Below are 12730 nucleotides of genomic sequence, written 5' to 3'. Positions count from 1 at the left end.
TGTTTATAGTTTTCTCACATAATTAATTATATTATTATACAAACTATTAATCAATTAGTGATGATATAGTTTGACCTAAAACTATATTTTTGCTACAATTAGTTTTATATCAAACTTTTTTTCGTGAAAGGAGTTTTTACAGTGACCAATAAAAAATTTAAAGCAATGTTAGTATCAGAAACAGAAGAACAAAAGTTTAAAAAAGAAATTGTAACAAGACAAATTAATGATCTTCCCAAAGGAGATGTACTTATAAATGTAAAATATTCTTCTCTAAATTATAAAGATGCCCTCTCTTCTATAGGAAATAGAGGAGTGACAAAAAACTATCCCCATACTCCAGGAGTAGATGCAGCTGGAGTTGTAGTAGAGAGTAATGATAGTAATTTAAAAGCTGGAAATAAAGTTATTATAACAGGTTACGATTTAGGAATGAATACTTCAGGTGGTTATGGGGAATACATTAGGGTGCCTAGGGAGTGGGTAGTCAAGCTTCCTAAAAATCTTTCCTTAAGGGAGAGTATGATTTATGGAACTGCTGGATTTACTGCTGCATTATCTGTTTATAAACTGGTAAAGTCTGGTGTAACTCCTAATGATGGAGACATATTAGTAACTGGAGCTACTGGAGGGGTAGGCAGTACTGCTATTTCCATCTTAAGTAAAATAGGATATGATGTTATAGCTGCAACGGGAAAATCCAATGAAAAAGAAATGCTATTGGCCCTTGGAGCAAAGGATATTATTGATAGAAGAAAAGTAGATGATGACTCAGGAAAACCCCTTTTAAAAGGGAACTGGGCTGGAGCTATAGATACAGTTGGGGGAAACATGTTGGCTACTGCAATTAAATCCACTAACTATGGTGGCTCTGTAACTTGTTGTGGCAATGTGGCATCCCATGAATTCTTAACATCAGTATATCCCTTTATATTAAGAGGTGTAACTTTATTTGGAATAGACTCTGTACAGTGTCCTATGGATACTCGTCTTGAAATTTGGGATAAATTATCTTCCGATTGGAAACTTAGCAATTTAAATGATAATGTAGATGAAGTTTCTTTAGAAAAGTTAAGTAAAAAAATAGATATGATGTTAGATGGTCAACACAAAGGTAGAACCATAGTTAATCTTGAATTATAACTAGGAAGTATTTCTATGAGATATGAAGGGGTTATTTATCGTCCTCCCAGTGAATTTGATAGTTTAGTCATACAGGCTACCATAGGTTGCCCTCATAATAGATGTAGTTTTTGTAATATGTATAGCGACCGTAAGTTCAAAATAAGACCCGTAGCAGATATAATTAATGACCTAGATATGGCACAGTTAAGGTTTGGAGAAAATGTTGAGAAGATTTTCTTTAGTGATGGAAATACTATTCTAATGAAGACAAAGAATTTGTTGACACTTCTCCGTCACTGTTATAAGCTTTTTCCAAATTTAAAAAGGGTTACCATGTATGGTTCGGCTCAATATATAAACTTAAAAACCTTAGAGGAATTTTTAAAACTTAAAAAAGCTGGATTATCCAGAATCCATTGTGGCATGGAGTCTGGTGATGATAACGTTTTAAAATTAATGAACAAGGGCTTTACCCAGGATGAAATGCTTAAAGCTGCCACTTTAATAAAAAAATCTAATATTGAATTAAGTTTATATTATATTGTTGGATTAGGAGGATATGACCTATCTAATCAGCATGCAGTTAATAGTGGGAAGTTAATAAGTAAAATAAATCCAGATTTTATTAGATTAAGAACCCTTATACCATTTAAAAATACACCTTTATATAAGCTATACACGAAAAATAAGTTTAGGTTACTAAATCCCCATGATGCTTTAAAGGAAACTAAGCTTTTTGTTGAAAGTTTAGATAATATAGATAGCTATTTTCTAAGTGACCATACATCAAACTACTGTAATGTTAATGGAAAATTTCCAGAAGATAAAGATAAAATATTAAAAGAGCTAGACAATAAGCTTTCTTTAGATATATCAAGTTTTAGATCCCCAAATGCAGGGACACTTTAAAATTTAAGTTTATATACTTAAAAAACCAAGTATAAAGGAGCACTCCTCCATACTTGGTTTCATTTATGCCTCTATTTACCTTTACGAACCATAGATACAACCGTTTCCACATGATATGTATGAGGAAACATATCTACTGGCTGTATTTCTTTAACATTGTACCCATGTTTAGTCAAATATTTTAAGTCTCTTTCCTGTGTCACTGGATTGCAGGATATATATATCACTTTTTTAGGACTAAGCTTAACTATTGAACTTAGAAACTTCTCATCGCTTCCACTTCGAGGTGGGTCCATAAAAACTGTATCAACTGGTTCTTTTCTTTCTGCCATTTGGACCATAAAATCTCCTGCATCCCCTTGATAAAAGTGTGCGTTTTTAATATTATTTCTTTTAGAGTTTCTTATTGCATCTTTTACGGCATCATTATTAAGTTCTACTCCAATAACTTTTTTCACATTACTACTTAATATTAATGCTATAGTACCAATGCCACAATATGCATCAAGCACTATATCCCTTTTATCAAGTTTTGCCATTTCAATAGCTTTACTGTATAGTTTTTCTGTTTGAATGGGATTTACTTGATAAAATGACTTTGGTGAAATCTGAAAAACACAACCACACAGTGTATCTTCAATGTAACCTTTTCCATATAGTACCCTCTCATTATTACCAAGAACTGCACTAGTTCTTCGATTATTTATGTTCATTACAATCGTTGTGATTTCAGGGTGTTTTTTAAGTAATGCCTTAATAAAATTTTTTCTTGAAGGAAACATTTTAGATGCAACAACCAAAACCACCATTATTTCACCGCTAGTATTTCCTGTTTTTATTAATATATGTCTCATAAATCCTCTACCGGAATCTTCATCAAATGGTTTGAATTTAAATGATTCCATTAATTTACGAACAGTAGCAATAATATTATCAGCACGAGGATCTTGAATAATACATCTATCTATAGGCACAACTTTATGGCTATATTGCTCATATATTCCAGATATGACTTTTCCTTTTTTTCCAGCACTAAAGGTAGAGTGAATTTTATTACGGTAATCATAAGGTTCATCCATAGTAATAACTTCATTTATTTTACCATACTTACCCAATAGCCCTTTTACGGTTTTTTCTTTAAATTTAGCTTGTGCTTCGTATTTCATATGTTGTAATTGACAACCCCCACATTGATAATAATGGGGACACTTTGGTACTTCTCTATCTTCAGATTTTTTCTCAATATTTTTTACTTTTCCAGTCATATAATTTCTTTTTTTTGAAACTTCTACAACGGCCTTCTCTCCCTCTATTAAATAAGGCACAGAGACATTATCTTCATTGATTTTTGCCACACCTTTTCCTTGCTTATCTATAGCTATGCAATCAACTTTTACCTTCTTCTTTTTGTTTGATGATCTCCTTTTACGATTATTCCATTGTTTTTTATTTTTTCCTTTATAATTTTTCATTAAATATCATCCTTAATTTTTTGATTTATCTTGCAGTCTATAATACTGTTATTCTTTATATTTCTATACTTTCTCATAATGAAATCGAGTATACATCAATATTTCATCTTCATAAATATTTGTTTTCTCTATCCATTGGTAAAAATACATTTTAATAACATTATATGTCTAATAATATATCTGTAGCTTTCTGGCATATCCCCATTACATCTGTTCCACTTAAATTAGTCAAACATACAATGGCCAATTTTTTACTAGGAACCATTCTAACAGAAGCTCTTACTCCTGGGTAAGGTTTCTGTATTTCTTTAAAGTCTTCAAACTCGTTTTTATTAGGACAAATTACATTTGCAATTGAAATATTACTTGGAAATCCAAATGAAATAATTCCCTTTATCTCTTTTCTTCATTTTCTCTTTTAACATCTATCGACAGTCTTTGCAGTTTACCCACTAACTTTTACTACTTTCTAGTATGTAAGTTATAATCGTCTTACATAATCATATATACTATTTTATATTATATATGAAAATTATTCTACAATACCCATTTTAAAAATCAAAATTTGACCCCTATGTATAAATACATAAGGGTTTATAAAAATCTTTCTAAAGTATTACTTTAATAGCTTTTGTTACTATATCTCTATTAATACGCAAACTCCCAATATTGATAAAAGTAAAGATCTGATCTTATAAGTGTTTAAATTTTCTTTAAAAATAAAAAAACTTAAACACCATCTTCCCCTTTATACTATTCATTCTTAGTACTCCTTCCCATAATCTTCTAGCTTTTAAGGCTATATTGTAAAAATTTCAAATATATTTTACAGTTATCTTTTCCTATTTTTAATCATAGAAATTTTGATACTATTATATCTCCATCAAACGGTGTTATACCACATTCTAACGCAAATATAGTATGAACCTCATTTATATCATTACATTTTAGTCCCCTGGCATTAGCATGTAAGTCAAATAGTTCATATAAAATTAGGTTACCTTATTATAAAATCCTAATCTCTATTAAACTGAACATTAAAGTTACACTTGTCTCCCCGGGTATAGGTTCGGCTAAACTCAATTACTTTGTCATTATCATCATAACTGGTACATTCAAATAACATTACTGGAGAATCTTCCTCTATTCCTAGCATCCTTGCATCTCTAGGGTCCAATGTAATAATGTCTAATGTCTGATATGCCCATACAAGATTGATATTATATAGGTCATAGACTTCATAAATGGAGAACACGTTTAAATCAATACCCTTTAATTTAGGTATAACATATTTAGGTATAAATATCTCATCTATTGAAATAGGTTCTTTTTCTCCCGAACAAATTCGTTTTATATAGTAAATTTCGTCCCCTTTATCTATATCAAAGATTAAAGAATATTTTTCCCCGGCTTTGCGAAGGCTCTTTTCTAAGACTTTAGTATTAGGATTAATGTTTCTTTTTTTCATAGTTTGGGTAAATCCACCTAAAACCTCTAAATCTCTTTCCACCTTAGGCCCTGAAACATATACCCCTTTTCCCTGAACACGTTTTAATAAACCCTCACTTACTAAAGCATCAATACCACTACGTACTGTCATTCGATTTATTCTATAGGTTTCTACCAGTTCATTTTCAGATGGAATAGCAGTCCCCGGTAAATATTCACCATCTTCTATCTTATTTCTAATGACTTCCCGTAACTGAAGATATACAGGAGACTTATAACTAATTTTTCCTGAAGTCAAAAAAATCACCTCCTAAAACTACAAAGCATAACATTAATTAATCTATTTTCCATGCTCCATAATATTGTAAAGTAATGCTAGCATTCTCTGCACCTATGTGCATACATTCCTTTATTTTTTTGCCCTTTAAAATCCCCATTAAGAATCCAGCTATATAGGAATCTCCTGCACCCATGGTATCTACTACCTCACAAGGTATTATTTCATATTTGATAAACTCATTACCATCATAACAGATACTTCCCTTGTCCCCAAGGGTTACAGTTACAAGTTTAGGCCCCTTTGTATATGTTTTTTTCATATAATCCCTTATAAAATCATCATCATTGTCATAGGCAAAAAAAGCATAGTCTACATTATGGATTGCTTTTTCAACAACAGGACTATCTAATTTAGTAGCAAAATCAAATGCTATGGGAACTTTCCTTTTTTTGATTTTTTCAAGATCATTTTCTATTTTTCCCCATATACCCGATACCATCATATCATGCTGTGCTAAAAATTCAATATCTTTGTCATTAAGTTTAAAATCTCCCATAACACCTTCTTCATATTCACCAAATACCCTATCACCATTTATTAACTCTACATGGGTAATAGCAGTTTGTCCTGATAAAATTTTAATACTAGAAGTATCCACATTTTTTTGTTTAAGGGAATTTATCATAAGCTCCCCATATTTATCATCTCCCACTGCTCCTATATATGAAGCTTGACCTCCCAATCTAGAAAAGTATACAGCCACATTTACAGGATTCCCCCCTGGAAAACCTTGGTTTAAATTTTCATATAGATCTATACAATTATCCCCTACAGCAGCAATTTTCACGATTAATCACCCTTTCTCCCGTCTTAATATACTTGAAAAACCTATTTTATCTGGTCTTATTATAGACTTTATATACTCTACTGGAGTATCATAATTATCATAAATAACTCCCGATAAATAAAATACTCCTTGATTTTTTTTTATATTTAATAATTGAGATTCATGATCTGTAGCATAGGAAATACCTACTTTTTCCTTACCCCTTTCTATAGTTACATTATATTTATCTTCTATTATGGAATAAAGGGAGGCCTTAGAAAAGTCATATTTATCCAAACCTTTAAACCGTTCATAATCAAGAAATGACATTTCAATAGCCGTTGGCTCATTTTCAATGTATCGAATACGGGTTAACACATATATCTTATGCCCCAGAACAAGGTGCAATTTTTGTACTACTTCTTTATAACCTTCAATTATATCAAAGGATACTACCTTACTGGTTAACTTTAGTCCTTTATCCTTGGCTATTTCAGACAATGCCTTTAAATCCTGAAGATTTCTAATCAACTTAGGTTCTTTTATGTAAGTACCAGACCCCTTTATCTGATATAATTTCCCTTCAATAACTAACCTTTTTATAGCAAATCTTAAGGTAGTTCTATTAAAACCCCATTTATTACACATTGCCCTCTCAGATGGTAGTTTGCTATGGGGTTCTAATTTGTTTTTTATAATGTAATATTCTATCATTTCTTTTGCTTCGTCTCTAGAGCGTCTTTTAGGGTTCACTGCCAAAGTACCTCCTTTTATTTGTAATATATCTTAATTATACCATACTTCTTCAGATTGCCTTTGACAGCTTTTTATGAAAAAGGCCCTCCATTTATTCTAGTTTTTTAATAGAGGGCATAGATTTTACTTTTTGTATTATTCTTTAACCTTGTTATTCTTATTTATCCAGTAATAATATGCTGGTAGTCCTGTGGCTATAATAACTATTGCTGCAATAATACCTTTAACTGGTGCCCACATAAAAGTAGATGCTATTAATATAAATGTCATAAACATAGCTATTATTGCCATGAGTCTCCAAGCCGGCATCTTCCATATTGGGTTGTATCCTTTTTTCTTACGCAATATAAATACTGTACCAAAGGTTAGGAAATTTTTAACTAATGCTACTAAAGTAAAATATCCCAATAAATCAGAAATATTGGATGCAAAAATTAATACTATAGCCAAAGCGCATTGAACTAAAATGGAGAAATAGGGGGTCTCCCATTTGGGATGAACTTTACCGAAAGATTTGAAAAACAGTCCATCTCTAGCCATTGCATATTCAATACGAGGTTGAAACATTATACAGCTTGAAAGAGAACCTGTTATTACAATTATGGCCATTACAGCTATTACCTTGCCAGCAGCACTACCAATAATGGGAATTTGAGCAGCGGCATCAGCCACTGGAGCCTCGGAAGCCGCCAGTTCTCCAATGGGGAGTAAGCCTGTTATTACAGCTGTTAATGCAACATATAATACCGTTATCAATAGTACACTTATAATCAATGCCCTTGGCATGTTTTTTTCTGGTTCCTTTATTTCCCCTGCCATATAACAAACAGCCCCCATACCATCATAGGACCAAGTTGTAGCTGAAATAGCTGCAAATAAAGCTAATATTCCAACTGGAGCACTTTCCATTGGCGGTTGACTTATTAAATCAAGATCCATATAAAATAAACCTATTCCAATTAATATTGCAAAGGGTAAAATCTTAAATATAGTAATAAATGATTGAAATTTACCTCCACCTTCCACTGAACGAAGATGTATCATCATAAAAACAATAACCAATCCAGTAGCAACTAACTTAACAACTATACCTGAAAATCCTGTGAAGAATGCAAGATAGTTGGCAATAGCCAAAGCCATAATAGATATAGATGGTGGATCTGTTGCCCAAAAACTAATCCAGCCAGAAAAAAATGCTAAAGGCCTTAGACCAGCCTCTCTAAAGTATATATATTGTCCTCCATCTTCAGGATAGGCGGTGGCAAGCTCTGCATAAACAAGATTTGCTGGCACATTAATAAGACCGCCAATTAAAAATGCAAATATAGCCACTAGAGCACTCCCTCCAGCCCCTGCTACCTCTCCAACTGATGAGAAAATACCTGAACCTACTGTAGTACCTACACTTATAGCTACGGCTGCTACTAAACCAAGCTTTCGCTTCATTTCAATCTGTGTAGAATCAAGGGTGCTATTAACACCATCTTTTTTTAACATAATATTTCCCCCTTAATACTTATAATCCCCTAAGTAGAATATATACTTATAAACCTACAGCTTTAATCTGTTAAAAGAGACTTCAAATTAGTAATTGCTCTGCGACTATAAAGGCTAGGCTCATTAATATAACTTGTAACTAGTTCTATGGTCATGGTCTTATCATAATTAATTTCTTTTAGCTCCATAATCAACTCCTTTAAAGGCATCTTCCCTTCTTTAGGCATAATATGATTATCACTTGAGCCATCACTGTCAACAATGTGCATATGATACATCTTATCTCCTAATTTATCGAAATATGTCATGATACTTTCATATTGTACATATGGTGCTACAACATCACACATTCCTACTAGATAAGGGGATGAAACCATTCTAAATACTTGGGCTAAGTCATTGGCCGTCGTTACTACATTTGACTCATATGGAGTCAGAGGTTCTAAGACTACTGTATGCTGAATTTTTTCAGCATAGTCAGCTATCTCCTTTATACACTTTATAAGTCTGTCCCAGATCTCTTTAGTAGTTGCTTTATAACCTGCGTGTCCAGCTGAGATCAATGTAAATTCTGCTCCTAATTCCTTGGCCATATCCATAGATAATTTTATATAGTCTATAGAATCCTTTCTCATTGATTCTGTTCCAATCATCATATTGTATGGATACGCATTCATCTCAGGTGTATATCCTTTTATAGGTATTTCATAACGTTGAATCAGCTCTTTTATTTCGTCTATACTACCATCTTTTAAATCAAATGGATAACCATGGGGCCTAGCTCCCCACAGCTCTATAAAATCATAACCAAAACGTTTCCCATCTTTAAAAACTTCTTTTAAAGAGTTCCGCTGATAGCCTGATGTAAACATCCCAATTTCCATAACTAATTCCCCCCTCTTTATAAAAATTAGTATTCTACTAACCCTCCATAATAACGTCTGTCATCTGGATTATGATCTTTACTAATTGAAAGATAATAATAGAAGTACTCTAAGGGCACAAATAGCACCATAGGTGTTAACATTGGATGTAATTGGTCATTATAATCCTTAATATCAAAGACAATAACATTATCTGTAAACTTCCTTACAAACTTGATATTTCTTTCTACAGTATGTCTTGATTCATCATTTCCCAGGATAAATACATAGGATACCCCTTCTTCTACAACCTCCAGTGGCCCATGTCTAAATTCAGCAGCATTTAACATACTACCATGGGTGCGGGTAAATTCCAGCATAGTGATTATCCCCTCTTTATATGCTAAAGGTAAAAGGGGACCTGCTCCTACTGTATATATAAACTCCCATTTACTAGCTTTAATTCCTAACTCCTTTGACTTCTCTTCTGAAGAAACCACAAGGTCTTCTAATATACTGGGTAGCTTACTCATATCCTCTAAAATCTTTACTAATTCAGGATGCTCCTTTTGGGAATTGATATACCTTGCTGCAATATAATAATTAACAAGTAAATGCATATGCCAAATAGTTTCTCCACCATACCCTATTACATATTCTGCTGCTTCTGTTAAACCAGAGCCACTGGGTTTACAAGTTACTCCTAAGGTCAAAGCTCCCTCTTTCCTCCCATGGGCAACGGCCTTTACCACTTCTTCAGTTTTACCAGAATCTGAAACACCTATCACCATAGTTTTACTGTCTAACTTATATGGAGTATGGTCTAAAAAATCAAATCCACTATAGGCTTCACTGGGAATATCAGAGTATTTGTCAAATAGCATTTTTGCAGTTTTACAAGCACATAAGGGTGATCCACAAGCCACGAAGTAAACCCTCTCTATTTTCCTTTCAATCATCTTATCGATTACTTTATCTAACTGAGGAAAACCATCCTCCATCAATGCTTTTACCTCGTCAACCATATTTTCTGTTACTAAAAAATCAACGGTACTCTTATCAATATCTAACATAACTTTATCCCTCCAAATTATTAATATTATTTTTAATGATATCATTTCTATGTAATCTATTACCTTAGTTCTCTATGCTCCCTCCTTTTTTTTCATAAGTTATACATGTTAAAACTATTTTTATACCAATTTCAGTATATCAACCAAGGAATATTTTGTCAACATTGTTTTTATATCTGTTGTATGTTCTTTTTTCCCTAGTATAATAAAACTTAAAATCAATATTATTATACTCACCTCAAATACTTACACCTTTTAATCAACTACATGTGTTTATAATTATTTTATACCAATAGCTTTAATGTTAAATCTATATAAGTGCATATAACTTTATTTTCATATTACACCAGTATAATTAAAATCTACTTTAATATTTACCACCATATCCAACTAGTGGTATAATAATAGGGAGTGGAGGTGTATCTATGGAAAAAAATCATTACGAAAAACCCCATCCTAAAGCTAGAATTCTTTGGATAATATCCGGTGCTGTATTTTCCATAATAACAATGGCTATAGCCTATGTTATATACTATTTTTTAAAGTCTTATGTAGGATATTGGCCTTTAATTATAACAGGTATCTTTAGTTTCTTTATCACACTAATTCATCCATTTATTGAATATAATCAATGGAGTTATTGCATAACAGAAGAAAAAGTAGAGTATAATCACGGCATTTATTATACGAAAAAATCTATTATACCTATATCAAGGATTCAGCATTTAGATCTAAGCCAAGGACCGTTACAGAAACTCTTTAAGTTTTCTTCTGTAAAGATCTATACCGCTGGTATGACCCATACAATAGAAGATATCCCAATAAGTAAGGCAGAAGTAATAGCAGAAAATTTAAATAAATTAATTTTAAAGGTGAATGAAAATGAAGACATACAATAGAGAACATTTTTTATCAGCAATCGATCAAGCTTTATCTATATTTTTCAAAAGTCTTTTGCCATTAATTTTAGTTATGATTTCTCAATTCTCCCAAAGTTTTTTTAGTTTGAAAAATATTTTGATCAAAGCAAGTGTTTTTATTGGACTTATCATCTTATCATTCACTTTTTCTATAATAAAATGGTTTAACAAAAAATATTCTATTGATTCTAAAAAAGTCATTTTAGATGAGGGTATCTTTATATCTAAACATAGGGAAATCCCCTTTAATAAAATTCAAACTATAAATATTTCCCAAACTATAAAGCAAAGACTATTTAGTCTAGCTTCTATTAAAATAGATACTGGAAATAGTAGTACCACTGGGTCAGAAATAAGTATAATTATGGAAAAATCAAAAGCCCAATTATTTAAAGACAGAATTTCAAAGTTAGAAAAGGATGATAATACCTTAAATAAAACTAATAAACTAAGTTATAACTCTGAAAATGAATTAAGAATCAGTAATAAAGAATTAATCACTACTGCCTTAACAAAGGGAGCTTGGTTTTCAGGAATAGCCATTATTTTTGCCACCTATAGACTATTAGATGATTACTTTAATAATATTATTGTGGATATAATTAATAATATTGCAAAGTATGTTGAAGGAATATATTCAAATACAATGTCACTACAAAAGGCCATATTTTTTATAGTTAGTATATTGTTCTTATACTTAATTTTTTCTTTTGTAGTAGCCATACTTAAAACTTTTATAAAATTTTATGGATTTATTCTTAAAAGGGAAGGTAAAAACATAATTATAAGTTATGGTTTATTTGAAAAGAAAAATTATTCCATTACTGTTAGCAAGATAAGTGCTATTTATATAAAACAAAATTCATTAAGACAATTGACAGGATTTGGAGAAATGAAGATAGAAAGTGTGGGGTATGGAGATGAAGCTGGAGAAAATTCTATATTGTTTCCCATAGCCAACTTAAAAAAACAGCAATTTATTATAAAAAAGTTTTTACCAGAATTTTATTTTGAAGATACTATTATTAAGGTCCCAACTAGATCTTTGAAAAGATTTATACTAAGAAACCTTCTTTTTTCTGCTATTCCTACAATAATTTTAACCATTAATTTCAACTATGGATACTTTAGCCTTTTGTTAATTCCTATTTTTATATTAAAAGGGTTTAAGGAATATAAAAATTCCGGTATAGCAAAAAATAAAACACTTATTTACATAAGTTCAAAGGGCTTTAAGAAACAGATTTCTATAATACCTATTAAAAGAATACAATCTATCAAAATAAGTCAAAATTATTTTCAAAAAAGAGCCCAATTATTTAACTATATGGTTTCTATTCAGGGAAATAATTTAGGTACAAATATAAAGGTTCGAAACTTAAGTGGGGAATTAATGGATACCTTTAGATATGGTATTTTTTAGCTCTAATATTATAGAGTAGGAGGTAGATAATTAATTTATCTACCGGCCTCTCACACCACCGTACGTACCGTTCGGTATACGGCGGTTCACTAAGACAATCTGAATTTTTCATACTGTGAAGATAAACTTGTAAAGCC

Annotated in this window: 11 protein-coding genes; 4 read left to right on the top strand and 7 right to left on the bottom strand. The window is 31.4% G+C overall.

Annotated features, from left to right (window positions below):
- Positions 1–141: 141 nt before the first annotated feature.
- Together V6137_RS07650 and V6137_RS07645 are read left to right on the top strand one after the other, a co-directional pair.
- Entirely contained in the window at positions 142–1143 is a 1002-nt protein-coding gene (locus V6137_RS07650) for a YhdH/YhfP family quinone oxidoreductase (RefSeq protein WP_425447315.1), read from the top strand.
- 15 nt (positions 1144–1158) lie between these two features.
- The gene (locus V6137_RS07645) at positions 1159–2034 is read left to right on the top strand and encodes a B12-binding domain-containing radical SAM protein (RefSeq protein WP_425447314.1); all 876 of its coding nucleotides are present in this window, start codon (positions 1159–1161) and stop codon (positions 2032–2034) included.
- Positions 2035–2105: 71 nt separating this feature from the next.
- On the opposite strand, the gene rlmD is transcribed toward V6137_RS07645, so the two are convergent.
- The 7 genes from rlmD to frlB all read right to left on the bottom strand — a co-directional run bounded on the left by rlmD (position 2106) and on the right by frlB (position 10250).
- On the bottom strand, positions 2106–3506 hold the full coding sequence (rlmD, locus tag V6137_RS07640; protein WP_425447313.1) for a 23S rRNA (uracil(1939)-C(5))-methyltransferase RlmD: 1401 nt from the start codon (positions 3504–3506) through the stop codon (positions 2106–2108).
- Positions 3507–4521: 1015 nt separating this feature from the next.
- Complete coding sequence (locus V6137_RS07635) at positions 4522–5253, bottom strand: GntR family transcriptional regulator (RefSeq protein WP_425447312.1); 732 nt, start codon at positions 5251–5253, stop codon at positions 4522–4524.
- 37 nt (positions 5254–5290) lie between these two features.
- Positions 5291–6082: a fructoselysine 6-kinase gene (gene frlD, locus V6137_RS07630; RefSeq protein ID WP_425447311.1), complete on the bottom strand. Its 792-nt coding sequence runs from the start codon at positions 6080–6082 to the stop codon at positions 5291–5293.
- Positions 6083–6088: 6 nt separating this feature from the next.
- Positions 6089–6814, bottom strand: coding sequence for a GntR family transcriptional regulator (locus V6137_RS07625; RefSeq protein ID WP_425447310.1), 726 nt, complete (start codon positions 6812–6814; stop codon positions 6089–6091).
- 138 nt (positions 6815–6952) lie between these two features.
- Complete coding sequence (locus V6137_RS07620) at positions 6953–8314, bottom strand: amino acid permease (protein ID WP_425447309.1); 1362 nt, start codon at positions 8312–8314, stop codon at positions 6953–6955.
- A 62-nt stretch (positions 8315–8376) separates the two neighbouring features.
- Positions 8377–9198 (bottom strand): fructoselysine 3-epimerase, encoded by an 822-nt coding sequence (gene frlC, locus V6137_RS07615; RefSeq protein WP_425447308.1) that lies wholly within the window; start codon positions 9196–9198, stop codon positions 8377–8379.
- A gap of 26 nt (positions 9199–9224) precedes the next feature.
- Entirely contained in the window at positions 9225–10250 is a 1026-nt protein-coding gene (gene frlB / locus V6137_RS07610) for a fructoselysine 6-phosphate deglycase (RefSeq protein ID WP_425447307.1), read from the bottom strand.
- 425 nt (positions 10251–10675) lie between these two features.
- Between frlB and V6137_RS07605 the strand changes: the two genes are divergently transcribed.
- Both V6137_RS07605 and V6137_RS07600 read left to right on the top strand, forming a co-directional pair.
- Positions 10676–11149, top strand: a complete 474-nt coding sequence (locus tag V6137_RS07605) for a PH domain-containing protein (RefSeq protein ID WP_425447306.1) — start codon at positions 10676–10678, stop codon at positions 11147–11149.
- Positions 11133–12593, top strand: coding sequence for a PH domain-containing protein (locus V6137_RS07600; RefSeq protein WP_425447305.1), 1461 nt, complete (start codon positions 11133–11135; stop codon positions 12591–12593). The genes V6137_RS07605 and V6137_RS07600 overlap by 17 nt, the downstream gene beginning before the upstream one ends.
- The last annotated feature ends 137 nt before the right edge of the window (positions 12594–12730 follow it).

It is taken from the genome of Dethiothermospora halolimnae (genome assembly GCF_037577855.1).
GTDB lineage: Bacteria > Bacillota > Clostridia > Tissierellales > VENL01 > Dethiothermospora > Dethiothermospora halolimnae.
The sequence above is the reverse complement of the archived record's forward strand: the minus strand, read 5'-3'. Positions and strand labels throughout refer to the sequence as shown.

What these genes read in the sequence shown, in the direction of transcription:
- frlB (WP_425447307.1), bottom strand. Translation starts at nt 10,250, where the DNA reads ATGTTAGATATTGATAAGAGTACCGTTGATTTTTTAGTAACAGAAAAT.
- V6137_RS07620 (WP_425447309.1), bottom strand. Translation starts at nt 8,314, where the DNA reads ATGTTAAAAAAAGATGGTGTTAATAGCACCCTTGATTCTACACAGATT.
- rlmD (WP_425447313.1), bottom strand. Translation starts at nt 3,506, where the DNA reads ATGAAAAATTATAAAGGAAAAAATAAAAAACAATGGAATAATCGTAAA.
- V6137_RS07600 (WP_425447305.1), top strand. Translation starts at nt 11,133, where the DNA reads ATGAAGACATACAATAGAGAACATTTTTTATCAGCAATCGATCAAGCT.
- V6137_RS07605 (WP_425447306.1), top strand. Translation starts at nt 10,676, where the DNA reads ATGGAAAAAAATCATTACGAAAAACCCCATCCTAAAGCTAGAATTCTT.
- V6137_RS07645 (WP_425447314.1), top strand. Translation starts at nt 1,159, where the DNA reads ATGAGATATGAAGGGGTTATTTATCGTCCTCCCAGTGAATTTGATAGT.
- frlC (WP_425447308.1), bottom strand. Translation starts at nt 9,198, where the DNA reads ATGGAAATTGGGATGTTTACATCAGGCTATCAGCGGAACTCTTTAAAA.